The 26299-nt window shown below is 28.1% G+C and carries 26 protein-coding genes; 19 read left to right on the forward strand and 7 right to left on the reverse strand.

What is annotated here, in order from left to right:
- Nucleotides 1-15: 15 nt before the first annotated feature.
- The 5 genes from DYH56_RS15875 to DYH56_RS04195 form a co-directional block, all read right to left on the reverse strand.
- Nucleotides 16-183, reverse strand: a complete 168-nt coding sequence (locus DYH56_RS15875; RefSeq protein WP_158539047.1) for a hypothetical protein — start codon at nt 181-183, stop codon at nt 16-18.
- Nucleotides 184-192: 9 nt separating this feature from the next.
- Nucleotides 193-651: a tyrosine-type recombinase/integrase gene (locus tag DYH56_RS04185; protein ID WP_114641604.1), complete on the reverse strand. Its 459-nt coding sequence runs from the start codon at nt 649-651 to the stop codon at nt 193-195.
- A gap of 106 nt (nt 652-757) precedes the next feature.
- On the reverse strand, nt 758-1246 hold the full coding sequence (locus DYH56_RS04190) for a hypothetical protein (RefSeq protein WP_114641605.1): 489 nt from the start codon (nt 1244-1246) through the stop codon (nt 758-760).
- 508 nt (nt 1247-1754) lie between these two features.
- Nucleotides 1755-1916, reverse strand: coding sequence for a hypothetical protein (locus DYH56_RS15880; RefSeq protein ID WP_158539048.1), 162 nt, complete (start codon nt 1914-1916; stop codon nt 1755-1757).
- 297 nt (nt 1917-2213) lie between these two features.
- Entirely contained in the window at nt 2214-2435 is a 222-nt protein-coding gene (locus DYH56_RS04195; RefSeq protein WP_114641606.1) for a helix-turn-helix transcriptional regulator, read from the reverse strand.
- Between the two features lie 159 nt (nt 2436-2594).
- On the opposite strand from DYH56_RS04195, the gene DYH56_RS04200 reads away from it, so the two are divergent.
- The 6 genes from DYH56_RS04200 to DYH56_RS04220 all read left to right on the forward strand — a co-directional run bounded on the left by DYH56_RS04200 (nt 2595) and on the right by DYH56_RS04220 (nt 6683).
- Nucleotides 2595-3266, forward strand: coding sequence for a helix-turn-helix domain-containing protein (locus DYH56_RS04200; protein WP_114641607.1), 672 nt, complete (start codon nt 2595-2597; stop codon nt 3264-3266).
- 146 nt (nt 3267-3412) lie between these two features.
- A complete protein-coding gene (locus tag DYH56_RS16345) occupies nt 3413-3541 on the forward strand; it encodes a hypothetical protein (protein WP_255414672.1) in 129 nt (42 codons plus the stop codon).
- On the forward strand, nt 3538-3711 hold the full coding sequence (locus DYH56_RS16440) for a P-loop NTPase fold protein (RefSeq protein ID WP_114641608.1): 174 nt from the start codon (nt 3538-3540) through the stop codon (nt 3709-3711). The genes DYH56_RS16345 and DYH56_RS16440 overlap by 4 nt, the downstream gene beginning before the upstream one ends.
- 528 nt (nt 3712-4239) lie before the next feature.
- Nucleotides 4240-5040 (forward strand): serine/threonine protein kinase, encoded by an 801-nt coding sequence (locus tag DYH56_RS04210; protein WP_114641609.1) that lies wholly within the window; start codon nt 4240-4242, stop codon nt 5038-5040.
- Nucleotides 5012-6160 (forward strand): hypothetical protein, encoded by a 1149-nt coding sequence (locus DYH56_RS04215; protein ID WP_114641610.1) that lies wholly within the window; start codon nt 5012-5014, stop codon nt 6158-6160. Before DYH56_RS04210 ends, DYH56_RS04215 begins: the two co-directional genes overlap by 29 nt.
- Before the next feature lie 4 nt (nt 6161-6164).
- The gene (locus tag DYH56_RS04220; protein WP_114641611.1) at nt 6165-6683 is read left to right on the forward strand and encodes a hypothetical protein; all 519 of its coding nucleotides are present in this window, start codon (nt 6165-6167) and stop codon (nt 6681-6683) included.
- A 6-nt stretch (nt 6684-6689) separates the two neighbouring features.
- Here DYH56_RS04220 and DYH56_RS04225 read toward each other — a convergent pair whose 3' ends face one another.
- Together DYH56_RS04225 and DYH56_RS04230 are read right to left on the reverse strand one after the other, a co-directional pair.
- Nucleotides 6690-7457, reverse strand: coding sequence for a PP2C family protein-serine/threonine phosphatase (locus DYH56_RS04225; RefSeq protein WP_114641612.1), 768 nt, complete (start codon nt 7455-7457; stop codon nt 6690-6692).
- Nucleotides 7458-7841: 384 nt separating this feature from the next.
- Nucleotides 7842-8132, reverse strand: a complete 291-nt coding sequence (locus DYH56_RS04230) for a hypothetical protein (protein WP_114641613.1) — start codon at nt 8130-8132, stop codon at nt 7842-7844.
- Here DYH56_RS04230 and DYH56_RS04235 point away from each other — a divergent pair.
- The 13 genes from DYH56_RS04235 to DYH56_RS04295 all read left to right on the forward strand — a co-directional run bounded on the left by DYH56_RS04235 (nt 8119) and on the right by DYH56_RS04295 (nt 26129).
- Complete coding sequence (locus DYH56_RS04235) at nt 8119-8556, forward strand: hypothetical protein (protein WP_147269587.1); 438 nt, start codon at nt 8119-8121, stop codon at nt 8554-8556. The genes DYH56_RS04230 and DYH56_RS04235 overlap by 14 nt on opposite strands.
- A gap of 176 nt (nt 8557-8732) precedes the next feature.
- Nucleotides 8733-8918, forward strand: coding sequence for a hypothetical protein (locus DYH56_RS04240; protein WP_114641615.1), 186 nt, complete (start codon nt 8733-8735; stop codon nt 8916-8918).
- Nucleotides 8919-9168: 250 nt separating this feature from the next.
- Complete coding sequence (locus tag DYH56_RS04245) at nt 9169-9801, forward strand: hypothetical protein (protein WP_114641616.1); 633 nt, start codon at nt 9169-9171, stop codon at nt 9799-9801.
- Between the two features lie 454 nt (nt 9802-10255).
- A complete protein-coding gene (locus DYH56_RS04250) occupies nt 10256-11428 on the forward strand; it encodes a tyrosine-type recombinase/integrase (RefSeq protein WP_147269588.1) in 1173 nt (390 codons plus the stop codon).
- A gap of 102 nt (nt 11429-11530) precedes the next feature.
- Nucleotides 11531-12109 carry a hypothetical protein gene (locus DYH56_RS04255; RefSeq protein ID WP_114641618.1) on the forward strand — a complete coding sequence of 193 codons (579 nt, stop codon included), beginning with the start codon at nt 11531-11533 and terminating at the stop codon, nt 12107-12109.
- A gap of 7 nt (nt 12110-12116) precedes the next feature.
- Entirely contained in the window at nt 12117-12323 is a 207-nt protein-coding gene (locus DYH56_RS04260; protein WP_147269589.1) for a hypothetical protein, read from the forward strand.
- Between the two features lie 398 nt (nt 12324-12721).
- Nucleotides 12722-14068, forward strand: a complete 1347-nt coding sequence (locus tag DYH56_RS04265) for a ParB/Srx family N-terminal domain-containing protein (RefSeq protein WP_114641620.1) — start codon at nt 12722-12724, stop codon at nt 14066-14068.
- A 54-nt stretch (nt 14069-14122) separates the two neighbouring features.
- On the forward strand, nt 14123-15910 hold the full coding sequence (locus DYH56_RS04270) for a radical SAM protein (protein ID WP_114641621.1): 1788 nt from the start codon (nt 14123-14125) through the stop codon (nt 15908-15910).
- Nucleotides 15911-16521: 611 nt separating this feature from the next.
- Nucleotides 16522-17232, forward strand: a complete 711-nt coding sequence (locus DYH56_RS04275) for a hypothetical protein (RefSeq protein WP_114641622.1) — start codon at nt 16522-16524, stop codon at nt 17230-17232.
- Nucleotides 17233-17442: 210 nt separating this feature from the next.
- Nucleotides 17443-19356, forward strand: coding sequence for a UvrD-helicase domain-containing protein (locus DYH56_RS04280; protein ID WP_114641623.1), 1914 nt, complete (start codon nt 17443-17445; stop codon nt 19354-19356).
- 16 nt (nt 19357-19372) lie between these two features.
- A complete protein-coding gene (locus DYH56_RS04285) occupies nt 19373-22747 on the forward strand; it encodes a DEAD/DEAH box helicase family protein (protein WP_114641624.1) in 3375 nt (1124 codons plus the stop codon).
- A gap of 15 nt (nt 22748-22762) precedes the next feature.
- Nucleotides 22763-24631 carry a DUF8724 domain-containing protein gene (locus DYH56_RS04290; RefSeq protein WP_114641625.1) on the forward strand — a complete coding sequence of 623 codons (1869 nt, stop codon included), beginning with the start codon at nt 22763-22765 and terminating at the stop codon, nt 24629-24631.
- Complete coding sequence (locus DYH56_RS04295) at nt 24609-26129, forward strand: NERD domain-containing protein (RefSeq protein WP_158539049.1); 1521 nt, start codon at nt 24609-24611, stop codon at nt 26127-26129. The genes DYH56_RS04290 and DYH56_RS04295 overlap by 23 nt, the downstream gene beginning before the upstream one ends.
- Nucleotides 26130-26299: the final 170 nt, after the last annotated feature.

Raw genomic sequence — 26299 nt, forward strand, 5'->3', positions numbered from 1 at the left:
ACACCTAGCATGGTACTAACCAAAGTATCCAATATAATTGAAGATAGTTTTTCCCATCTTGGTGTTTGTAAAAATTTTGGTCTTTTTTATATCATATTTTTTACCTATTTCAATTAAATCTGATTCGTATTCATTGTAGTTATCTGCAAAGGCTAAAACTCCATTTGTTAGTTTTATAATCATGATCTCCTCCTATTTGTAAAATTCATTGTTGGCAGTATGTATGGCATTGTCAAAATGTTCATCGACATATTTTAGATAAATCAAAGTATTTCTTATATCTGAATGTCCTAAAAACTTTTGTAACTGGACTAAATTGACCTTATTGTTTAACAAGAATATAGTCATGGAATGTCTGAACCTATGCACGTTAATATTGTTTTTTAGATCCAGATATTCTAACCAGTCTTTTTTCGACTGAGCAGTTATCCCTTGCCTGGTAAGAGGTGCTTCGCCTATTTTCTTGGCTAAGATAAAATTATCATTGCATAATTCATTTAATAGCTTATACTGGAGCAAGGCAGTCTTTAATTCTACACTGAATGGAAGAGATCTATAGGTCAATTCTTTTTGGTTATCTGCTATATAGCTAATTTCTAATTTTCTAATAATGACCATTATTTGGCCGTTTTCCAATGTCTGCATTCTCATGTCTTATCCTCCTTGAAGTTCACTCTTGGATGTGATAAAATACCTGTGTTGGGGTGGTATTTATCACTCGTTAAGACTTAGATGTTTCGAGCATTTAAGTTTTTTTTCATCCCATTTCTTCTACTTTTTTTATTGCTGTTACTCTAGAACCATTAATTCTGCCTTTTATAAGTAATACTTTCTCCAGATTTTTATGAACAAAATGTTTACTCAGGCTCACATTATAGATTTTTGAATTTTCATCTTCCATCTTATAAAAATGTCTGCTGTTTATTTTAGTTCCTCTCAGATATCTCAATCTTTTTTCAAATGGTTTACTCTTAGTTTTGAAATGATTATTTAGTATTACCTTGGTGCCTTTTTCCACTATGATAAATTTCAAAACCTTTTCTTCTTTCAGCTCATGCATTAGATTTAAGAATAATTCATCTATAGGAAAATTCTTTTTTAATAAGATCACTTCTTCTCCAATCTTCACATCTGACAAAGCTTTTTTTATTTTATTCATCTTTCTCTGTACTTTGGTTACTTCTAGGTACTTTTTCTTTCCTGTTTCATATTTTTCTAACCCCTTATGTATCTTTTTTTTATTCATTTTTATCAACTCCTTAGGTATATAGTTATTTTATTTTTTACTTGACTTCCAGATGCGGTTTTTTCAAACTTATTGGAACAACGAGTTGCCAGTGAAGATAGTTATCCCATCAATAGGTTACAACTATCTAATATTCAAGCTTACCGTTTACAACTGAGAGCTTCATTACGAAAGTGTGAGTTTATTTATCCTCACCAGGTAGATTAGCTAATGCCACGATTCCCTCACCATTTCCCCGAAAGAAACCTACTATCCTGTATATTTGGTCCACCGCTGCTTATTTATTGAGTATGTCGCCAAGCCACGACACATCTTGCTTTTGTCTACTGCCATCCATTATTTCTTCATATAGAAGCCTCCTGGTTATGCAGTTCATCAGCATAGAACTTTGGGAGGTTATTTGATTGTCTTGTTACTGATTTAAAGAACTTTATATAATCCTTTATTTGTTATATTCTCGATATGGTCCACTCCAACACATATCTATCCCACGTCCTGTCCTTTACACTCAAAATAATCTAAACTGTTTCTCTCCAGTAGAAGTGATGTCATAGAGCCTATTTTCAATCTCTTTGGCTAATACCTTCATCTCCTCAGTTATCTTATTAAGTATAATTTTTTCTTTATTTCTAAATCTGATTTCTATAGGTACAGCATTTTGGATCCCCATGAGCTCCTCCTACAAATAATCTCCACCCTATATTCATAGGGGGAAAGGAACTCCTAAGAGATCCCTAATGACTTTTAACATCAAGTACTAAATAATACAGCCTACTAGTTGTCAAACTACGTGTACGTGCAAACAAACATTTCATAACTGATGAGGTTATATTGGCAAATGTAAAAAATAATTATTAATTTTAGAAGTTTGTGAGCTGTATAATTTAGAACTTAATATAAAGTCTTTTTTCACCCTAATTCTCAAAACTCAAGTTGTAAATTTTTAACGCATAATAAAAATAAATATTTATTTAGCGCACACGACAAAACTAACATCTAAAACCCTTGAATATTCTAGTAAAGTGTTCAATGATATTGCTTTCCCATCTTCTAAATTATTTAATGTTATTGATATAGAAGATCTAGTAATCTCTAGCTTCCTTGCCAATTCTGATTGAGATATTTTTTTAATTTTTAACGTCTTTCTAATCTCAAGAGCAAGCTCTTTTTTTTCAAGTATATATTTCAATTTCTCCCTCCCTGAGTGCTAACTGTTTACTTTACAGTCGAATATTATAATATTTCATCCAAGCTGTCAAGTAAATATTTATCATTTTTTTTTTAATCGTTAAACAAAAGCTTAACAGAACGTGTTAAATATACTATTATTACTAATAGGAGGTTGGTTATGAATTATAATAAATTTTTAAAGAAAAAACGTGAAGAAGTCGGACTTTCGACCAGAGGACTAGCAAATAAAATAGGTGTAACAGGATCATATATTTCAATGATTGAAACAGGAAAATCTAAAAATCCACCTTCGGAAAAAATATTAAAAAAACTTTCAGAAGCCTTACATATGACTCCTTCTGAAGAAAAAAAGTTTTTCGAACTTGTGGATGAAGAAACATTGCCAGAGAGAGTAAAAAAAAAATTAAAAGCTTTAAATCAAATAGAATCAAATTTGGGACCTAGCGAAATAGAGGAAATGATAAATGTCCCTGTCTACGACTCTGTCTTAGCAGGATGTAATGATGTATTTGAATCTGCCCCTGTAGATTACATCCCTCTTCCTAAAAGTATGGCTGAAGGTTGCGTAATTATCAACGTAAGAGGAGACAGCATGGAACCTACATTAAAAGATGGTGGGAAAGTTCTTCTAAAAAAAGATGTAGAGGTTGAATATAATGAATTAGGTGTATTCATCTACGAGGGAGAAGCATTAATAAAAAGGTATAAATGTTTTGATGGAAAACATTTCTTATATTCAGATAATCCTGATTATCCACCAAGAGAAGTAAGAGAAGAAGATGATTTTAAAATATGTGGAAAAGTTCTTTGGTTAATGGCTAAGTCTTAGAATAATAATAATAATAATAACAATAATAATAATAAAAGAGATAAGAACGATTACTAATAATAGTAGAATCAAATGAATAATTAACTTTAAACTCTGAATTAAAAGAGAAAGCAGAAATAGTTTAAAAAAATATTGCTAAAAAAGGGTTGAAAACATTATTTGAAATTATGCTTAAAAACTTTAAAATGACGGATAGAAATATTGAAAATTTAAAAGAATTATTTACTGGTCTTAATGAAAGTTCTTTAAATGAATATAAAGAATATAAAAAATGATAAATGACTTTAAGAGAACTTTATCAGAAGAAGCTATTATAGGGAATATTTTTAAACCTAAAGTCATCTTAGTCGATGAATTAGATAGATGTAGGCTTGATTTTGCTATTACAGTTTTAGAAACAATAAAACATATGTTTGATATAAATAACATAATATTCATTTTTTAATAAACAAATCACAATTAAAATCTAGTGTAAGTAGCATTTATGGAGAAGATTTTAAAAGACAATCAAAGATTGCATATAGTAATCGTTAATATTTTTACCATTCGTTGAATCACCAAATGTCTAGCAAACCTACAATTAAAGGTGTAACAAAAGAAAAATATGCACAGAAAATAATCAGGACATATACCGAGTTCAGAAATATTGATGAAATGAAGGATAAAGTTATTGAATTTTATGCGAAGGAGTAGGTTTGTAATCCATAAGAGAATTCTCTTATAAAAATAGATATACATGATGGTTTAAAAATATAAAAGGCAGAGAGAAATATCTTTTATCTATGCAAAAATAATTATAAATAATGAACCTCATTATAAATAAAAATCTAAAAACATTGTAAAAGAACTAAAAAAAAGTTAAAATACAATCAATTCCTTGTTATACATCATGGGAATTGTAAAAGTATACTAGGCTATTCTATTAAAGTGGCAGACTAAATGGAAAATAAAGTATAGAAGGAGAGATCATATAATGAAATATATTGTAATTGATTCAATGAAAGAATCTGGTCAAAGAGCCGTTTTTCTTGTTGACCATGAAAAATATGGAAGATGTATCTTAAAAAAATTACCATTATCTGGAATTGAAAGAGCACTTAGAGAGTGTAAATGGCAAGCCGATAATGAATCACCATACTTCCCCCAAAATTTAGATTTTGGTTTAGATGAAACAAAAACTTTTTTCTATATATATGAAGAATATATAGAAGGGAATACTCTTGAAGCTTGTATAGAAACGTTTAAAAATGATGAAGGTAAAGTGATAAATTTATTATTACATCTGATAGTAGGGTTACAAGAATTATGGAAAGAAGGGCATATTCATAGGGATATCAAACCAGCTAATATAATATGTACAGATGATTTAACTCCTATTATTTTGGATTTAGGTATTACAAAATTCTCAGGTGAAGCTTCTTTAACTGTTGGAGAATTTGTCCCACACACACCTACTTATGCTTCACCTGAGCAACTTAATTGCCTAAGAGGGTTGATCACATTTAAAACAGATTTATTTTCTATAGGAATTATTCTTTTAGAAGCTTATTTAGGAAAACATCCTTTTGGAGAGAACTTAGAAGAAATTAAAAGGAATATTAAAAATGGTTCGTATACTAAACCCGAAAATTGTAGCGAAAGTTTTTCAAAGTTAATAGATAAATTACTTTCTAAAGAACCTTTCAAAAGATTTCGAAAAAGTGAAAATGTAATTGATTTTATAAAAGAACACTGGAGGGATATTTATGAAAATTTTACACCAATTAGGTCATAATAATAAATGGAATCGTGACGCATATACAAATAATCTTGCGGGAAAGGGTTTTATTCTATCACCTGTTAACATCAAACCTAATAAAATTAAAACTTATTTTACTGGTGAAATGCTAAAAAACTCTTTTTTAGATCCACAATGCTATAAATTAGAAGATAAAAAAGAATCTTTGAATGCTTACCCATATTTTTTAGATGAACTTCAAGAAGGGTTACATAGTATTGCTCTTGATTCTCGTAGCGAAGAAATATCTCGAAAATGTATTGATTTTCAAATGGAGTTTGATTTTTCACATTTAGTTATTCCCGCAATGTATAGTGAAACTGATCTCGATTTTCAACTTAAAAGAAATAAGAGCATTTTCATTGATCCATTTTTGAATGATATAAAAAATAAAAATATAAATAAAAAAATTCTTTTAACAGTTATTGTTCACGAATCATATATTTGTAGTAGTGATTTGAGATTATATTTATTAAATTGGATTTCATCATTTCCAGAAATTGATGGAGTATATTTAATTCCAAAAACAACTTCCGAAGAGCCTATTGATAATGAAAAATTTTTATTTAATTTTTTAGAATTTATTAATTATTTAAAAGAAATGGAGTTAGAAACTTATATTGGTTATACAGGGATTGAAGGACTTATTTATTCCGCAGCTATGCCAGACGCTATTACAGTGGGAGTTTATAAGAATTTAAGAAGCTTTTCGTTAAATAGATTTTCAAAAGAAAAAACTGGTATGCGTTCTCCTTATCCACGTATTTTTTCTCATATTTACTTGAATTGGATTCGTTATGATAATGCTTTGCTAATGCCTAATATCGAAAGTTTTTTTGACATGACTAATTATAATGTAAAAAACTTCTATCCCGAAGGGAAAAATCCACATTTCAGTAATCCATTGCTTTATCTACATTACTTTGATTGTTTTAATAGGCTCTGTGAAAAATTACCTCATAAACAGACTGATAGAATCGATTGGCTCATTTCATATATTAACAATAGTATTAATATATTAATTAAGCAATCTGACCCAGAAGAATTTGAACATTTATATTCATGGTTAAAAGTTTTAAAAAAGTTAAAAAAAAATTTAGTTAAGAAAGGAATTTAAATTAGTGTTTAAAAAAGAGTTAGATATGTCAGATGACTTTAAAAAATTTTTATCAAAACAATTTAAAAATAAATCTTTTGATTATATTTTTGAATTAGAAGGGATAACAGGTATTCCAGATTGCATACTTTTTGAAAAATCAAAAAAAAATCTAAAATACATTGTTACTCTTGAGTTTAAATTGAAGAATTGGAAAAGAGCTATAGAACAAGCAATAAAAGCTACATTATATTCTAACTTGGTTTTTGTCGTAATGGATAAACAAGGAATAAATGCCGCTTTAAAAAATATAGATGACTTTAAAAAAAGAAATATTGGATTAGCTTTCTATGGAATAGATAAGAAATTTAAAATCCATTTTTTTCCGGAACCCAAACTCCCTATATCTGATAATTATTCTTTATTACTTTATAAAAAATTAGTTGAATCTAATAAAATAGAAAATTCTTCGAGAAAATATTATTTGTGGAATAAAATGAAAAAAAGAGAGCTTTATTATAAGCTTAAAAAATTTAAAAGTTAAGGCTTCTTAAACAGAAGCCTTAACTTTTATTAAAATAGCGGTCATATTATCACGGGCTATATCATATTTTTTTTCTTTAAGCCAACGAAAAGTATTTCCATATCGTTTATAAGAAAAGATATGTTTTAATTCCTCCTCTGAAAAATTTTCCCAAATTCCATCACTACAAATTAAAAATACATCATTTGGTTTATAATGAATTTTTTTATAAAAAAATTCATTAGGAAAATTGTAACTATTTGTTAAACAACTAGTTAATATATTTTTTTGTGGATGTGCTCTAATCATATCTCTAGAAACTCTTTCTTCTAAAAAAGCTCTATAAGCTAAAGTGTGATCTTCAGTTAATAGTTCTAAATTTAATTTGTCATCTTCTGTAGAAAATCTATATATTCTAGTATCCCCAATATTAAATAAAATTGCTTCTTTTGAATTAAAACTTATTGCTGATAAAGTAGTTCCTGTTTTTTCATTATTTTCTAGATTAGTTTTAGTTAATTCTATATTGATATCTTTTAACAATATTTTAACATCATTTTTATTTTTTATTTTTTTGTCTTTTAAAATGTTTAAAGCTGTTTCACTTGCTTCTTTGCCTTTTTTTAGCCCCCCCATTCCATCTGCTATGGCAAAACAATAATTTTTAGTGGCTATATGAATTTTTTTTTCCTTAACAACATCATTTGAGACTACCTTTGTTTCAATTAACAAAGAATCTTGATTATTTTCTCGATATTTCCCTTTATTGCTAAAGTATCTAACGTCTAATATCATGCAATATTCCTCCTGAATACTTGACAGATTTTCTTTTAACTAAATAAAGCTTCTCATAGATAAGGTTTGTCCTCACTCCTATGGAAGCATTTGTATATTTTATCAATATATTTTTATTTTATCTTTTATTGCTAATTCATTTTATCATAAAATAGTTCATAATAAAAACAAAAAACTTAATCTTTTTTCCAATCTACTTTCAAAGAATCTAAAATTGCTAAACACGGTTGTTTAATAGGCACTATATAAATTTTCTAAGCTAAATAATAAAAAAGAATATTTACTCTTTATCTCCCCAAAACAGACCCTTTATAGTCCTAGCCCTCTTAAAAATCTTAAACTTAAATAACTTTGTCTTATGATTCCATGGATCTACCTTAAACTCTAGCCCTTTTCCTTTGATTTTAAGTCCTCCAAATCCAGCGACACCTTATATTTATCCAACTCACTATCTATCTGGTCATTGGAGGTTAAATTAATATTTCCATTATGCTTAGAATTCTTCAGTCCCTCAGCAAAATCGATAAGCACCTTATAGGCTACATCCCTTGTTTTTTCTCCTCCTACTCCTTCAATAGTATCTCCTACCTTATCTCCTGTTTTTTTCAGTAATGGTGATGGCAAAATTAATAATATAAAAAATAAGTTTACTACCAATGAGGTGGAGTATTTCATAGAAAACTTTGATAAAGTTGTAGAAGTTTACCAAGAGCAGCAGAAAAAAGATTGGGGGAATAAAGTCGACAAGCAGATCCAGAAGGATATCAAGGAGTGTGAGAAGCTACTGATGAAGGACAAGGAGGCCAAAAATAGAAACTCCATAAATAGCATACTTAAAAATCATTCCATTTTAGACATAAAAATACTCTTAGGAGCGTTAAAAAATACAATTAGGATTGATAATTTTTCCAGAGAGGCAAGGAGAGCCATAACCTCAGCTTTGGAGATCGAAAGAGAGAAAATGGTGGGGAACATCTGTAATTTTAATGAAATTACCAGTAAATTACAGTACCCAAAAATAAAGAAAAAACCAACAGAAAGTATCGAAAAAGAAATACAAAACACACATCATAGACCCACCAAGTTTGATGGGCCTTGAAATATGCTTCTGAGCTAGTATTTATAGGGGGTAGGTTTGTAAGACACCTAGAAACTTTTTCAAAAAACTCCCTAATAACTAGGGAAGTTGTAAAGGAGAAGTCAAGAGGAATATTTATTCAGTGGAATGATTTAAGCATGTAATGTGTAATTTTAAAAAAAATTAGGGGGAATAAAATGGGAACTTATACAGCCAATCAAGAAAGAATAAATCTGAATAAGAGGAGAATAAAAAAACTCCTGACAGAGAACCCAGGAATTAACAACAGAGGTATCCAGAAGGAGGTAGAGGTATCTCATATGAGCTATTACAGGCACTACAGTGAGTATGTAAGTGAGCTAAGAAACCAGATGTTTAAATAGGGGTGATTGAAAAGATTAGAGAATTTAATTATATAGTGGAGGAGCAGGAATAGTCCCACAAGAAGTTGATGTTTGGTTTTTTGATTAAGTTAGGAGGGGAGAAATCCCCTTTTTTTATTTAGTTAATTTAAAAAGCTTGAAATATATATATATTTCAAGTACAATATATTGCGACGCCAATTTTAATCTTGTTAAGTCAAGTAAAAATAAGGTTAAAAAAACTATAGTTCAGCGTCAACAAGGGGAAGATATGAGTGAAAAAGTTAAATTATGTGCAAATGTTGTAGGACAATTAAGTTCTATAATATCAAAATGGCCTGTAGATAAAAATGATGTAAAGCAAATAGTTGGAATTTTAGATAGTTTTATAGGTGGTTTAAGTAGTTTTGATGCCGCCGAAAACATTTGTGAGATAAAGAAAGTAGCAAATTTCAATACAGAAGATGTTTCAAAATACTTAAAAGGAATATTGACCATCAAAGCAACTACAATTAAACGTTTAGTAAATTTTTATGAAAATTATTCAAAACTATTACCTAACTTACAAAATAATATCAAAGAATTTCTATCAGATGTTAAAAATACAGATTTTACGATTGAAATCTTAAGATCCCAAGATCCTGAGATCATTATTAAAGCTATTAAAGAAGCAAGTAATAATAATTTAGATATAAACAGAGTAAACGGTAGAAGAATTTTTGATCTGTTTGAAAATTTAAAAAAATTAAATTTTAATGTACTTGAAGCACAAACTAAATTTCTGATAGATGAAATTGATAAGACTCCACATAATCATTATAAAAAAGTTGTTCCACAATTGCTTACCATTATAAATGAAATAGTGATAAATATAGTCGAAAAAAAAATAGAGGAGGTGACCTAAAACAAGGAAACCTCTTTTTTTTATTACAAAGTGTAGGGGTAAAAAATGATAATCCATATAAAGTGTAATTTTTTGTAATAAATAGCGTAAAAAGTATGATGAAAATTGTACCTTGAAAATATGAGATAACCATTGGAAAGACAGGTGAGATCCCAGAAAGAGAAATTATAAAAATGTAGGTGGAATTACACAAAAAATAAAAATCCCACCACCAAGAAAAATGGAGCTGGAATCTCCGAAAGAAAAGATCACCTTAAAAGACACCATTCCTTATAAATAAAGGGGTAGAGAGCTGCACCCCTATTAAAAGTGAAACCCATAATATAATTTTATAGCTACTTAATAACTATTAAGTAGCTATCTATAGAATTATGAGCTATACTAGTAATAGCAACGGCTATACAACCAATATATATGTAGATAAGGAAGTGATTTTACGGTGAAAAATCCCAATATGAAGGAAGATAAGAGAGAAATTTTATTCGGAAATTACAACTTTAGTGATAAATTAAAACAACTTTTATCCAGGCTGAAGAGAAATTCTAAGAAGACGGTAACACCTATAACTTTAAAAAACTATAAGGTTTGGATAAATATTTTTTTTGACTATGTGAGAAAAGCTAAGAATGGGGTGCTCCAGGGGGAAGATGCAGCCAGGATAGAGGACATGGAAATAGTAGTCAGTGGATACATTAAACAAATGGAAAAACAAAGCAAGAAAGCAAGTACCATTAACCACTATATAGGAGCTTTGAACAGGCTGCTAGACTATGCCAAGGTGAAAGAGGTAGATGTTTACGAGGAAGTGCCAGAGGGAGAGGAAGAAGAACTTTATAAGGTAGCCAGGGTAAAGGAAGATCTCAATGTTACCCTGGCAGATGATAGGGTGATGGAGAATGAGGATTATTTGAAGTTAATGGAGGCAGCGATCGGGGATAAAAGAGCATTGGCCATATTCTCATTTCTCTATGACAGTGGAGCCAGAATCTCAGAGGCCTTACAAATCAGAATAGAAGATTTTACGGTAGATAAAAGAGGGTTAGAGGCAACCATCCAGAGAAAAGGTGGCGGAACTAGAGAACTAGACTTTTCCAATCATTCCATAAAATACCTGGAAGATTACCTCAACTCAACAACTAGATCCTTAGACAGTACAGGGCCAATCTTCACAAACAAGAGGACAGGGGAAGGACTCGTTGATAAGACTATCCACAAGATCATAAAGAAGTATGCAGGGCTCACAGGACTACCTACCTCGAAGTTCTTCTGCCACTCATTTAGAAAGTCTTATGCACGAACTCTATATAATAATGGGAAAGGGCTAGATATTAACGAGCTTCAAGGAGCCCTCGGCCACAAAAGACCAAGCACTACACAATTATACCTGAGGAAGAGTAGATCAGATACTAGAGAGAGAAAGAGGGAGCAAAAGAGGAAAAACTGGATAGAGACCATCACTAAAAAGTATATAGGAGATAAAGAGAGGGTGGAGATAATCAAATTACTAGCAGATAACCCAAAGATAACCCAGAAGGCATTGGGGGAAAAACTAGGTGTCGCAAGTTCAACATTTAATCGGAAATATGCTGGATTTGTGAAAGAGATAAAAAATGACTTAGATCTTTAAAATATAGAGGAAATCTAAGTACGATTAAGGTGTAAATATGAAGGCCTTGAAAACAAAAGACCTTAGAATGCAAATGAGAGGGTCATTTTTAGGGGGTGTACGATGGCTAGAAAAAAGAAGTTTTCACCAGGAGAAAAGAGGAAAATTTTAGAGGAAATCAAGCTACTGTGGGAAGGGTCAGAGAAAATAACGTATAGAGAGCTTGAGGAGATCCAAAAACAAAAGTGGAAACAGATCGTATACAAAGCAGGCACTTTAAGAAACTATGCTTACAAGGACGAGTGGAACAGGAACAAGGGTCAAGCAGTAGAAGAGAATAGAGAAGAAGTAAAAAACGATCTTATAAAAACGGTCCATCCAGAAGTACTGGAGAAAGTGGAAGAATCAGAAGATCATTCTCTAATTATGACGGGTCTAGGAAATAAATACAGATCCGATTTTGATAAAGCAAGAGAAAAATTAAGTCAAGCTATCGATGAGGAAGATATACAGAGGGTGAAATTTTCGAATGAGGCATTCAAGGCATTATCCAGAGCCAGAAAAACAGACTTAGAACTAATGGGAATATTAGACGTAGCAGATCAAAAGAAAATTGAGGTAGAATTATTCAAACTGGAAATGATTATGGTGGACAAAGCTATTAAAACAGGAGTTGAGCTAGATGACGATGAGCAATCTTAAAAAAGATTTGAAAAAATTTAAAGATCAAGCTAAGGAAAAACAAGCTGAAGATGATAACAATATTAACATTAAAATTATAGCAGTGGAAAATTTTAGAGATAAACCTAGGAAGTCCCTACTTCAAGATCTAAAGCATATGAAAGAAGAGCTAGAAAAAAGAGGGGAAGTTTTTAGCGATGTACTCAAGGAAATTGAAAATTTAGGGGAGTGTTAAAAAGTTGGATTATGTAACAACTGTAAAGTTTGTAGTTTTTAAATAGCAGAAAAAATTAAGAAGTCACTATATAGTGACTTCTTTTTTTATACAAAAAAATTGGAAATAACACATGAAATTGTAAAAAAATGATTAAAAAAATTGTAAAAAAGCTAAAAAAGAGTTAATATATCTATAATTCACTTGTTATTTATTAAGGAAATTCTCTGAGGGTAGAAGGCAATGTAATAAAACTGATACTTCGTATATTTGTTTAAGATATTACAAAACTGAAAATGAAAAGCTGAAGTTGAGGATAGATATTTAAAAGAATAAAGAGAAATAGAAATCTTATTTTAAAAATATTATATAGAAAGATTTAAGTTGCAACCAATCTAAACGAAGGAGGAGATATTAAAATGGGGAAAAACATTGTGATAGAAATAGAGAAAATAATTTTGGATTCTAAAAATCCAAGACTTCAGACTATTTATAATACAAAAGAAAAAACTTTACAAGAATTAATCCAAACTCAGGGTGAGAAACTTTATAATTTAGCACTCTCTATTTCAAAGAATGGGCTAAGTCCAATAGAAAATATTGCTGTAATACCTGAAAATGGAAAATATGTAGTAATTGAGGGAAATCGAAGAATAGCTGCTATAATGATTCTTAAAGATCCAAAACTATTAGAAACTACAGATAGAAGATTATATGAAAGAATTTTAAAAATAAAAAATAAAACTTATCCAAAAAATATTTCAGCGGTTTCATTTGATACAGTTGAAAGTGCAGCAGAATGGATTTCTTTAAAACATACAGGAGAAAATGGAGGAGCAGGTATAGTTGAATGGAAGCCTGAAAACAAAAGATTATTTGATGCTAGAGTTGGGAATGAAGAAACTCTAAGTAGTAAAGTAATAAAATGTTTTTTAGAAACAACTAAATTTAATGAAAATTTTAAAAATCGTTTAGGACGTTTGAAATGGTCTGTTTTAGATAGGGTTTTAAGTGATCCTGATATGAGAGATTTTTTTAATATAATAGGAAAAAAAGGTTCATACAATGTTGAAAATTTAAATTTAGAGAAGTTTGAAAAATTTATTTATGATCAAGTAATTCGGAATCCGAAAGCTGATGAAGTTAGAAATAAAAATGATAGAATAGATTATATAGACAAAATTTTAGATATTAATCCGGAGCCAACATTTATAAAAAGTAACATTGAAGTAAAAAAAGCTAAAAGACATAATAAAAAAGATTATAACTTTAATGATGAAAATGCTGAAATTATAAATGAAAAAGAAAAAAAGAGAAAACAAGTTAAAGAAATGTCTGCAAGTCGAAATCGAACTAAATTAATTCCATTAGAAACTAAATTAGTAATAAAAAATCAAAAACTTAATAGTTTATATAAAGAGTTAAAAAAATGTAAATTACAAGAGTATCCCTTGTTAGTAAATTGTTCATTTAGAATTTTTTTAGAATTAACATTAGATTATTATATAGAAACAAATAATGTTCCTAAACATAAAACACTTTTGGGAAAATTAGAAAAAGTACTAGAGGATTTATTAAAAAAAGAGTATATAAATAAAAATTATAAAAAAACAGTTTACACTAAAGCAAGTTCGGAAAGAAGTATACTTTCTATAGGAAGCCTAAATGCTGTTGTGCACAGTGCACAAATTTTAGATCATGGAGACTTAAAATTAGCATGGGATGTTTATGAAAATTTATTTAAAAAAATATATGAAAAGAATTAGATCTCTAGATCTGAATCTGCTATAATTAAGAAAAAAGTTTGAAATGGAGGTAAAATGGAAAATATTTTACTGGTGGAACCAGCATATAAAAATAAATATCCTCCTATAGGTCTTATGAAAATAAGTACTTTTCATAAAGAATATAAGAAAGATTATGTTAAATTTGTTAAAGGCATAGAAGATTTTGAAGATAAAAAGTGGGATAGAATTTATATAACTACTTTATTTACATTTGATTTTGATGTTGTAGTAAAAACAATTAATCATTATAAAAATTATGTAGTTAATCCTCAAAGCGACATTATTGTTGGAGGAATTCTATCTTCCCTTCTCCCTGAAAAAATAGAAAAAGCTACAGGAATAAAACCATTTACAGGACAAGTTACTTGTGCAAGTATGATTGGTTATCCAGAATATAAGAATATTAATGTTGATATTCAACCTCTAGATTATGATATCCTATCTGAAATAGAATATCAGTACCCTGTAGGAAATAGTTATATAGGTTATACAAGTAGAGGTTGTCCAAACAAATGTAAGTTTTGTGCAGTTCCAACTTTAGAACCTGAATTTAATACTACAAATAATATAACTCGTCAAATAAAAGCTATCAACGAAAAATATGGAGAAAAAAGAAATTTAATGTTGATGGATAATAATATTTTATATAGCCCATATTTAAAAGATATCACAGAAGAATTGAAAGATCTAGGTTTTAAACGTGGTGAAAAAACTTTTAAAAAACCTAACTATTCTAAAGAGGTTTTAAAAAGAATTAAAAGAAGAGAAGCAATTTCTAAATTAGCCTATCGAAAAGATATAGAAAAAGATATTATTTTGCTTATAGATGAAATAAAAAAAATAAAGGTTAAAAAAGATATAGAAAAAACTCTTGAAGAGTTTAAACAAAACATCATATTAGAAGAGACTTTAGGCTCTAAATTGAAATTTATTAAGCAAAATATAGCTTTATTAGATCATTTTTATGAAAAAGAGAAGAGACAAAATAAATTAGTTCGTTATGTCGATTTTAACCAAGGAACAGATGCAAGACTTTTAACAGAAGAAAAAATGTCATATCTATCTCAAATAGATATAAGACCCTATAGGATTGCTTTTGATGATATTAAGCTAAAAAATATATATTTAAAAGCAATGAAAATAGCGGCATCTTTTGGGATTAAACATTTTTCAAACTATATTTTATTTAATTATCAAGACACTCCTAAGGAATTTTGGGATAGATTAAAATTAAATATAGACCTTGCAGAAGAAATAGGAGCTAAAGATTTATTTTCATTCCCAATGAAGTACGCTCCAATAGAAAATACAGATAGAAAGTTTATAGGGAAATCTTGGGATAAAAAAACTATTAGTAGTATTTATGCTATTTTAAATGCAAAAAAAGGGATTGTTCCAAGAAATAAAAATTATTTTAAGAATGCTTTTGGAGAAACTAAAGAAGAGTTTTTAAAAATATTATCTTATCCAAGAGATTTTATAATATATAGAAATTATTTTAGGGACCTAGGTTTTACAAAAAAATGGGAAGAATTATTTTTAACTTTGACAACAGAAGAAAAAAAAATTCTTAGAAGGTTTCAATGTGGAGAAAAGATACTTACAGAAAATTTGATTTTGATCGAATTATTTAATTTAGAAAAAGTAAGTAAAAATAGGATGGACAAATTAAATAAACATCTAATTAAAAAAAATATAAAAGTAAGCGAAAATGAACTATACAAATTATCTTTAGGGTTATCAAAATTTAAGATGTGTGGGATGAAAAATATAGAAGAATATGTAAATGAGAAATATTCTAAACAAATTCGACTTGGATAGAAAAAAAGTGTACTGTTATCAGTACACTTTTTTCTTTCCCCCTATCTTTTATTTTTTCCCTTATATAATGAAATTGACCGAAGAAGATATGAGGAGGAATACATGAATAAAAATCAAAGATTAAGTTAAAAAAACTAGGAAATGTATTAGAAGAACAAATAAAAGATCAATTTACAGGATAGATTATAGTTGATTTTAATCGTGGGTATACTTTGCCCTATATAATTTGAAAATTGGAAGTAAAACTTTAAGTTGTATCCTCAACATACCGAGAATAACTTATCAGCATGAAAGTTTGGCCATATGTCTACGGATAAAATCGAGGCATGTGCACAGACTAGAATAAATAAAATTAGCATTATTACTATAAATCCAATGTTTGATGATGTCATTAATTCCTTTAAAATTGTACTCTCCTCCTAATTGTTTAAATTTTTCTTATATTCTATCTTATGTGTTTAAGTGCTTTTTAAGTATACCGCATCTAATGTCATTTTTAAGCTTCAGGGTTACAGTATTTAAATAAATTTATATTAAATGATTTGAAGAGGTGAAAACCTCTATTTTTAGTATAAAGTTATTAATTATTAATGTAAAGGAGGGATAATTAAATGAAAATACAAATAGAAAGTGGTAAATTTATAGGCTCAAATTCTAAGTCATTTGGAAAGTTAAAAGAAGAATGGTTATACAGAAATTCTTTAAATTCTCCTGTGGATATTTTTGGAAGAAGCCCTTGGGAAAGGGAAAGGCCTTGGGAGATAAAATTCAAAATAGATTGTAAAAATAAGTCAAAAAGCTATACAATAAATACCGTAGATGAAACAATTCCAGTTATATTTGAAGGAACTTCACTTATATTAGATAATTTAAATTATAATGAAAATGAAGAAAAAATATTCATTATCCCCCCCAAAAAAAAAATAATTTTTGAAATGATTTGCGTAAAAGTAGTGAAAAAATTAGGAGTGTTAAGTTCTGACAAAGAGTGTGCTTTAACTCAAAGTATGTTCCAGAAAACAGTAGGGAATTCAAATAAAAAAGTAAAAAAAAACATAAAAGAATTTATGAAAATTTTTTCTCCTATTTTAAATAAAATAAATGTTGTAAAAAAAATAGATGTCCTTACTAATGATTTTTTAGTTTTTAATGATAATACTGATGAGGTAGAAGAATTCAAAAAATTTATATGGAAATATTTTTCAGAAGAATTGTTGTTTATATATGTTAATCTAGAAGAAAAATTTGATATGATTGAGTTTAAAAAGCTTTCTGAGCGATATAATCCTGATTTAGATATTGGTGATATTATACTAATTTAGTTTTAGAAATTTAAAAGATATTATGATGGAGAGAGGAATTGAGGTGTCGTATACTTCTATTATGCGTTGAATTCACCAGTATGCTCCTATTAAAGGATATTAACTATAAATTTAGTATAATATAAGAATTATTTGTATAAGGGAATAAACTTATGTACTTTAATATAAAGCAATAAGAAGGAATCCAATTTAAATTTTGAGGAGGATAGTATGCTAAAAAGTAGATTAAGATTATTAAAAAAGAAAGAAGAGACTCCAAATGGGATCATAAAAGAAGGTGTTAATTTTTATCCAGCTTCTTATTTAAAACTACCACTGTCAAAAATTGAGCGTGAAATATTAAAAACCGTAAATAACCTATCAGTAAAATCTAAAGTATTTGTGAATCTTAACGCTATTAGTGATGAAGAAATACATGTTATTTTAAGTAAAAGTAAAATTTTATGTTTGATTCCAATTGCAATGGATAATCTTGAAAAATTTTTAAAATTGAGAGAGCTAATTTATAATGATCAAATAAAAAAGTTTAGAAAAAATATTAAAAATAGACTTTTAGATCACAGAGCTTTAAGAAAAGATGAAACAGAATTAAAGTTTGCTTTAGAAGTAAAGTTTATATTTAAAAGTGAGTCGGTAAAAAATTTAAGAAGAAATAATTTTAAATTTAAGAATGAAGAAAAATGTTATTTAGATGATAATGTTTTATTAAATGAGGAATTAAAAAAAGAAATACTGTTAAGTAAGAAAAGTAAAGAGATGACAGAGGAAGATCATAATAATATTATTCATTTATTAGCTCCTGAGTACGTAATCCCAAAAGCGAAAGAGAATAAAAATATTCCAACGATAGTAGAAAACCCGAAAGACATAGATATTACTTCTTTTTTATTAGACAGTTCACAGATAGATATAATTAACGATATTAAACTTGGAAATTCTTTGATACTAGCATCTGCAGGGAGTGGTAAAAGTGTTATTCTATTTTCAAAGGCTTTAAAAATTGCAGCTAAAAACCCAGATAAAGAAGTACTGGTTCTATGCTTTAATAAGAATCTAGCAAGCTATTATGAATGGAAAATATCTATTTCAGGTTTTAGAGTTCGTAATCTAAAGTGTCTAACTTTTCATAAATTTTTAGAAAATATATTGTCAGAAAATGTTATGAGTGTAAGATTTCGCAAGAAGGATGACGAGTATTGGACAAAAGTTTTTGAAAGAGCTAGGCAATTAGTTAAGACTTCTAACACATTAAAAAAATATTTTGGAATTTTTATAGATGAGATTCAAATATTTAAGCCAGAATGGTATAAATTTTGTATTGATATGTTAGAAGATTTAGATAAAAATTACCTGTCTATTTGTGGAGATGTTTCACAGAATGTAAATAAAAATATTAAAGCAGGAATAGCACCATGGCAAGGTAAGGGGCTACCAAACTACCGAGGTAGAAGTATTAGATTAAATAAAAACTATAGAAATACAAAAGAAATAACGAATTATATGAATAGTTTTATAAATAAAGTAAAAAAGAGTATTGAACAATACTCCATTGAAGTAGAAAATCAAAATGAAATGTATGTTCTAGGAGAATCACTCTACAGTGGTGATAAAGTTAGATATTTTGAGAGTAGTCGTTTAAATGTTATTGATAAAATAATTGAAGAAATAGAGTACTATAATGAAGTAAAAAAAATACCACTACAAGAAATAGCAGTATTATTTCCATATAGACAATATGGTCTGAAAAAATATTATATAGACTATTGGCTTGAAAACAAGCTTAAAGAAAAATATATTGATTTTACTTCTATAATATCAAGCGGAAATAATTTAGGAAAGTATTATAGTCAAATAGAAGGAGTAGTACTTTCAACAATAGAATCTTCCCTGGGTCTAGACTTTGATGCAGTTATTTTAACTGGTTTACTTCCACTAGGAGAGTATAAAAAGTCAAAACAATTAGCACGAAAAAGAAAAATAACAGAAGAAGTAAAAGAAGAATTCTTAGATGCAGTGAATAAAATATATACGGGATGTACGAGAGCAAGAAAGAATTTATCAATCATATCAGATGTTTCTTCAACAGAATCTGATTACGTTAAATTTATAAAAGAATCTATTTAATAGGCGGTACTACAATATGAATAAACATGAGATTTTTGCAAGACATATTGCAAATGAATTTAAAGAACTTTTGACAGGTGAGAGTCAAACAAGAGTGGTCGGAGAACAGCCACAAGATAAATTTTTTATAGGTCAACTTGCTTCTCGAAATGAAAAAGATAATTATTTCTCTTCAAAAGTAGATATAAGTCAAATAGGAGTAGATTTTTATGTAAGGGCTAAAGATATTGGAGAAACACAGTTAGAGATTGAGCCTTTAGGAAATATATTTTATAGGGTTATTCCAACTTATGAAGAGCAGAGGAATAAGCTTATTAATCACTTGGGGTTAAAAACATTTGATGAAGTTATTTCAAAATATGAAGATATAAAAGGGAAGAAAGGTCAAGAAAATAGGTTTAAAGTAAAACTAGAAGAAGTATATGAAAAAATTTCTTTGGCTGATGATATAAAGATAGTTGTTAACACTAGAGAAATTCTTAATGAAAAGAAAACAAAGGGGATTAAAAGAATAAGTTTAAATAATTTTTTGGACAATAAACTTAAGAATTTTCCTGATAATAAAAAATATAAAGTTGAAAAGGCAAAGGTGAAAGTTCATGATTTACTAGATAAAGAATCGTATGAAAACTTTCTTAAAAATAACTTAGGTGATTACAATAAATTTACTCCAGACATATCAGTAGATGTAGAAATAAAAAGAATTGATGAAAACTATAGAGCTTCAGTTAATATTGTAAATAGAACAGAAAATCTTAGAAATATAAAACACTGTAAAAGTATATTTAATAGTGGAATAAAAATAAAGGTAATAAATAATGAAGTTCAGCCATTTAAATTGAATTACTTTAAAGATGACTATAAATATAAGGGAGAAGTATATGCTAAAGGAAATAACTGTAGTGTAGATGTTTTAAATAATCAAATTATAAAAACTAATAATATTCCAACTTATGAACAGAAAAGGTTGAAAACTAAAGATGATGTAATAAAAGTGAGATTTGATGAACTAATAACTAATCCTGTGCAACAACTGAATCAAGTTTTAAATAAAATGAATCTAGAGCTTGATAAATGGAAACAAGACAGAGACATAATAGGTCTTGAAAATAGTAAGGCATTAAACCAATATGATGAAGAGTGTAAAGCTTTTGAATGGGAAATTTTTAGATTTAGAAATGGTATTAAAGAAATAGAAAAACGTGTAAGCGTAAGAAAAAGCTTTATATCTATGAATAGAACATTTAAAGAAAATGCTACGGATATAAAAATCGGTAAAGTGGAATTTGATAGCTGGAGACTTTTCCAAATAGTTTTTATTGTGTCACAAATACCTGATATTATAACAAGTGAATATAAAGAGGAGATAGAAAATTCAAAGATAGAAAATGTGGACTTACTTTATTTCCCAACTGGTGGAGGTAAAACCGAAGCTTTCTTAGGGGCAACAGTTTTTACACTTTTTTTTGACAGAATAAGAGGAAAGGAATGTGGTGTTTCAGCTCTTATAAAATATCCATTAAGATTATTATCGATTCAACAAGTAGAAAGACTATCAAAAGTTTTAGCATCTGCAGAAAATGAAAGAAAAATGAATATAAAAGATTATCCTGGTGAAAGGTTTTCATCGGGATACTTTGTTGGTGATAATAATACTCCAAATAAATTAACAAAAGAAAATGTCAAGAACTTAGAAGGAGCATCTAAGACGAAATTAAATCAAAAATATCGTATAATAGATATTTGCCCTTTTTGTGAAAATGAATCTGTCGAAGTCGTATTTGATAAAGAGAATTGGAGACTGAAACACATTTGTACAACTAAAAATTGCCATTCAGAAGGAGAACTACCTATATATATAGTAGATAGAGAAATCTTTAGGTATCTTCCAAGTGTAATAGTAAGTACTATAGATAAGATTGCTTCTATTGGAATCCAGTCAAACTTTAGGAATATCTTAGGAGAAGTAACACATAAATGCCCTAAACATGGATTTACTAGTAAGAGTAGATGTGTAGAAAGTACTGAGAGAGGGATCTGTAATGAAGATATCGCAGATTTTGAAGAAGTAAACATTAAAGATGGAGCTCCGACACTTATAATTCAAGATGAAGTTCATTTGCTACGAGAAAGCTTAGGGACATATAATTCACATTATGAAACACTGATTGATTACTTTATCAAAAAATTAGTTAAAAATAATAAAAAAGTAAAGTTGATAGGGGCAACAGCAACAGTAACAGACTATCAGAATCAAATAAGACAATTGTATAATAAAGACGCAATTAAATTTCCAGCAACGTCTACAAAGTTAAATGAAAATTTTTATTCTAAAATTTTTGAAGATGATTTAAATAGAATTATAATTTCTTATGCACCTTATGGACGGGCAATTGTAAATTCAGTTGTATATTCAATGAAATATTTTAGAACGATACTATTTAAATATTTAAATAACATAAAAAAATTTGATGATATAAAAGGCTTAGAGAGTTTAAGTAATAAAGAGAGACTTAATATCTTAAAAGACTACTGGATTTTTATTGAATATAATAATGTAAAAAGAGATAGTAATAGAGTAGAAGGAGCTTTAGAAAATAATATAAACATAGAATTAATAAATGAAGATATTCCAAAATTTAAAATAAGGAAAATGACAGGGGATAGTAACTTCCAAGAAGTTAGAAAAACATTATCTGAAATAGACAATTATGATGCTAACGGCGTTTTTAATGGCATAAATCTTATTTCTGCTACCAGTATGATATCTCATGGAGTTGATACGTCTAAATTCAATTTAATGTTTTTCTTTGGAATGCCAGGGAATACAGCAGAATACATACAGGCATATTCAAGAACTGGAAGGAAACATCCTGGAATAGTTATTGATATTATGAGACCAACAAGAGATAGGGATCTTTCTTATTTAAAATACTTTAATGATTTTCATGAATATAAAGATTTATTAGTAGAACCTGTACCAATAAATAGATGGGCAAATAATGCAATATATAGTACCTTCTCAGGAATATTTTCTTCTTTAATTTTAAATTATTATGATTTTAAATTAAAAGATAAATATGAAAATGTATATATGGATAAAAATTTAAAAAGTGCTATCGAAAATGGAGACATTAAAGCAGAAGAAGTAAAAAAACATATCTTAAATATCTATAATTGTCTAAGAGATGATAGAGAACTAGATATAGCGAAAAACTATTCTCAAGTTATAGATGAGACAGTAGATTTCTTTTTTGAAGAAATAAAACGAAAATCGTTTGATGGAAAAACATATATAACGACTTTATTGGATGAATTATTAATAGAATTTAGACAACCTATGAATAGTTTAAGGGATACCGATAAAAATGTGACAATAGAATTGACTTAAAATAGGGAGGTAATGATGAGTAAGAAAATGCAAAGAAGCTTAAATCAATCTATGTATAAGTATCTTCCAAATGCTTGGGTAGATTTTTATGATAAAGAAAGTAGAGAGTCTTTTGTAGGCTTAGTAAAAAAATGGTCATCTCAACCTGATCATTATGTAAATAAACAAAGAGTACTGGACTCTTTAAAAACTATCCTAGATTATTTTGAGGATTTTGGAGGAGTTGTTAGTGAGTTTGGTAAAATTAATGAAAATAATTTTCAAATAAAAAAACTAAATTGTCACGAAGATGAAAACTTTAGTGATATTATAGTAGAACTTAAACCTTTGGTATTCGTGTGTGAAAAGTGTAAGAAAGTAGAAACATATCAACATTCTGATTTATACTATAAACATAAAAAAACATGCAGTTGTGGAGGAAAGTTAAGTCAAATTCAATTGATATATTCTTGTGAGTGTGGTTGGTCAGATGGGATGACTTTGCTTCCTTGTAATAACCATGGCTTTGGAGACATGCAATACAAAGGAAAATTTAAATTTACTTGTAAAAAATGTAACTATGAAAGACCAATGATAATGACTTGTCCACAATGCCAAAAAAAAGGTTTAACCCCTCGTAATGCATTAGATCAAAGACACTTTCTTCCAGTGACACAGACTTTAATTGATATAGTTGACGAGTCAGAAGAAAAATTAATCAAAGAAAAGGATGATTTTTTTAATTTAATGATAGGATGGTGGTTTGGAGGAATTAGTTCTGGAGAATATAATCAGTTGATAAAAAAAATTGGAAGAACAGAAGATTTTGAAAATACAGAAGCTTTTAAAATTGCGTATAGTACTTTAAAAGAAATTGGAATTCCAGATGAACAAGCTAAAGAAGTAGCATTAAAGAAGGCAAAGGAAAGTCTTGGAATTGATCAGCTTAAAAAATTAGAGGAACTAGTTTCTTCTAAAGTTAAGACAATGAAAACTAGTGATCTTAAAGAAATAGCTATTTCTATATTAGAATATAAAAATATATTACAAAGTAAAAATTCATTATCACTAGACTATGCTCAAAGTAGAGCTTATTCTAATGGATTTATAACGGATGCTACAGGATATTCTTTAACAAATGAAAATTATGGGATTAAAAACTCACAAGTAAGTATGAAAGTTCCATTAGTTAATTGCTCGTTTGGGTACACAAGAGTATCAAGTGACCCTATTGCTGACGGTAGAACTGTGACAATAAAAAGTTTTGAAGAAAAACAAAAAAGAATAATTTATACAAACAAAATAGAAACAGAAGGCATTTTACTTGAATTTGACCGAACTAAAATTTTAGAATGGATGTTAGATAATAATTTTTTAGATAATAATTTAGTACCTAATCTAGAAGATGATGTATCTGCTAAAGCGTGGTTTTTAGATAATATAAATCCAAAGGTTTCAACTTTTGAAGATTTTAGTTTAGAACAAGTTGATAAAAAAAATGCTTATACGAAGAGTGTTTATACTTTAATTCATAGTATTTCCCATACATTTATGAAAGAAGTAAGTACCCTATGTGGTTTAGATAAAAATTCGTTAAGTGAATATATCTTTCCAAATATACCAGCGGTATTTATCTACTGTCAAAACTCTCAAGGCTTGAATTTAGGATCTATGCAAAATACTTTTGAGAATAGTTATCATTTGATTTTTGAAAAAATAATGGAAAAAATAAATAAATGTATATTTGACCCTATATGCATTGAAGACAGGGGAGCATGTTTAGGATGCCTTTATATAAATGAGATCTCATGTAGTAATTTTAATAAAAACTTAAATAGAAAGTACCTTATAGGATACACAAATACCTACACTAAAAATGAGGATGTTAAAGGATTTTGGGAATAATATGGCGATTATGTACCCCCAAAATATAGACATATATAGTCCGACAAAATCAGAAAGAATAATTTATAATGTTCTTGAAAAAGGGCTTTCAGATAGTTATCAAATTTTTTATTCTGTTAAATGGTACTCTATTGAAAATGGAGTTAGACAAAATAGTGAATGTGATTTTTTAATATTTAATCCAAGTTATGGTTACTTATGTATGGAAGTCAAAGGTGGAGAGCAAATACATGTAGAAAATAATGAGTGGAAATTAAAATTAAAAAATGGCACTAGAAATTTAAGAGAAAGTCCATATTCACAAGCTGAAAAAAGTATGTATTTTTTTAAAAAATATTATGAAGATGAATGCTTAGAATTTTATCAAGGAATATTTGGTTATGTCGTATCATTTCCACTTTATACAATAGATGGTAGTTTAGCAACTAATGCTCCTAAAAATTTGACGATAGACATGAAAGACTTAAAAGATATATCAAAAAAAGTAAAAGAGGTTTTTTCATATTGGAGAGGAGTTAGAAAAAATAAAAGTTTCTTTTCAGAAAGTCAGAAAGAAAAATTCTTAAATTGCATAAAGAAAAGAATATCTTTATCTATTGCTGCAGGATCCTTGATTGAACATCAGGAAAATCAATTTAAACTTTTAAACGAACAACAAGGAGAATTTTTAAGTTTTATAAGAGAGTATAAAAAAGTTTATATTTGTGGAGGAGCGGGAACTGGTAAAAGTTGGTTGTCTTATAAAAAATGGTTTTTGGAAAAACAAAAGCAGAAAGAGGCTGCAGTAGTAATTCCAGATGAAATTTTAAAAGAATTTTATAAGAAAATAAACAGCGATATCCAAGTTTTTACATATTCAGAGTTAATTATAATAAATCGAAATTTTGATTCTTTAATCGTAGATGAAGGTCAAGACTTTAGTAAAGAGATGAGTAACAAAGTTATCAGCTTTCTAAAAAATAAAGAATCTATTCTTTATGTTTTTTTGGATTTAAATCAAAACGTTAAAAGTATAGAATGGGATAATAATTTTTCTATTATTTATCCACCCTTTTATCTTAAAAGAAATGTTCGTAACACTTCAAGGATTTTGGAATGGACGAAGGAAAAAACTGAATTACTCATCGACTCTTTTCCAATGAGTGTCCAAGGTATTTATCCAGAAAAAATATTCGCTAAAACAAAATATAATCTTGTTAAAAATCTTGAGAAGATTATAAATAATTTATACAAAGAAGGAGTGGATATTAACTCCATTGTAATTTTATCTGATAAAGATTATAAGCAATCTAAATTAAGTGAAATATCAGAGATTTCTAAATGGAAAATATCACAAGAAGTAAAATTAAATAACTTAAGATTTAGTACAATAAAGAAATTTAAAGGTTTAGAATCTAATGTTGTAATTTTTTTAAATCATTTTGAAGCAACTGACATTGAATTATATATTGCTTATACAAGAGCTAAATTTTATTTATATGAGATAATTGTAGAATAAAAAAAACCTCTATTAAAACTATAGGGCCTTTTCCAAATTACATGTAAAATATAGGCTCTAACGTGTGCCTCTATTTGGATTATTATTTAGTAGGGAGACGCGTTGTATTCACTGATAAACTTGAACCCCCCAAAATTAATAAAAGATCCTAAAAAAGTTAGGATCTTTTT

Origin of the sequence: Psychrilyobacter piezotolerans (genome assembly GCF_003391055.1) — a bacterium.
In the GTDB taxonomy this organism is placed as follows: domain Bacteria; phylum Fusobacteriota; class Fusobacteriia; order Fusobacteriales; family Fusobacteriaceae; genus Psychrilyobacter; species Psychrilyobacter piezotolerans.

Coding starts and splice junctions, on each gene's coding strand:
- DYH56_RS04210 (WP_114641609.1), top strand. CDS start 4,240: ATGAAATATATTGTAATTGATTCAATGAAAGAATCTGGTCAAAGAGCC.
- DYH56_RS04290 (WP_114641625.1), top strand. CDS start 22,763: ATGAGTAAGAAAATGCAAAGAAGCTTAAATCAATCTATGTATAAGTAT.
- DYH56_RS04215 (WP_114641610.1), top strand. CDS start 5,012: ATGAAAATTTTACACCAATTAGGTCATAATAATAAATGGAATCGTGAC.
- DYH56_RS04285 (WP_114641624.1), top strand. CDS start 19,373: ATGAATAAACATGAGATTTTTGCAAGACATATTGCAAATGAATTTAAA.
- DYH56_RS04200 (WP_114641607.1), top strand. CDS start 2,595: ATGAATTATAATAAATTTTTAAAGAAAAAACGTGAAGAAGTCGGACTT.
- DYH56_RS16440 (WP_114641608.1), top strand. CDS start 3,538: ATGATAAATGACTTTAAGAGAACTTTATCAGAAGAAGCTATTATAGGG.
- DYH56_RS04275 (WP_114641622.1), top strand. CDS start 16,522: ATGAAAATACAAATAGAAAGTGGTAAATTTATAGGCTCAAATTCTAAG.
- DYH56_RS04190 (WP_114641605.1), bottom strand. CDS start 1,246: ATGAATAAAAAAAAGATACATAAGGGGTTAGAAAAATATGAAACAGGA.
- DYH56_RS04255 (WP_114641618.1), top strand. CDS start 11,531: ATGGCTAGAAAAAAGAAGTTTTCACCAGGAGAAAAGAGGAAAATTTTA.
- DYH56_RS15875 (WP_158539047.1), bottom strand. CDS start 183: ATGATTATAAAACTAACAAATGGAGTTTTAGCCTTTGCAGATAACTAC.
- DYH56_RS04270 (WP_114641621.1), top strand. CDS start 14,123: ATGGAAAATATTTTACTGGTGGAACCAGCATATAAAAATAAATATCCT.
- DYH56_RS04185 (WP_114641604.1), bottom strand. CDS start 651: ATGAGAATGCAGACATTGGAAAACGGCCAAATAATGGTCATTATTAGA.
- DYH56_RS04225 (WP_114641612.1), bottom strand. CDS start 7,457: ATGATATTAGACGTTAGATACTTTAGCAATAAAGGGAAATATCGAGAA.
- DYH56_RS04245 (WP_114641616.1), top strand. CDS start 9,169: ATGAGTGAAAAAGTTAAATTATGTGCAAATGTTGTAGGACAATTAAGT.
- DYH56_RS15880 (WP_158539048.1), bottom strand. CDS start 1,916: ATGGGGATCCAAAATGCTGTACCTATAGAAATCAGATTTAGAAATAAA.
- DYH56_RS04295 (WP_158539049.1), top strand. CDS start 24,609: ATGTTAAAGGATTTTGGGAATAATATGGCGATTATGTACCCCCAAAAT.
- DYH56_RS04250 (WP_147269588.1), top strand. CDS start 10,256: ATGAAGGAAGATAAGAGAGAAATTTTATTCGGAAATTACAACTTTAGT.
- DYH56_RS04240 (WP_114641615.1), top strand. CDS start 8,733: ATGGGAACTTATACAGCCAATCAAGAAAGAATAAATCTGAATAAGAGG.
- DYH56_RS04280 (WP_114641623.1), top strand. CDS start 17,443: ATGCTAAAAAGTAGATTAAGATTATTAAAAAAGAAAGAAGAGACTCCA.
- DYH56_RS04230 (WP_114641613.1), bottom strand. CDS start 8,132: ATGAAATACTCCACCTCATTGGTAGTAAACTTATTTTTTATATTATTA.
- DYH56_RS04265 (WP_114641620.1), top strand. CDS start 12,722: ATGGGGAAAAACATTGTGATAGAAATAGAGAAAATAATTTTGGATTCT.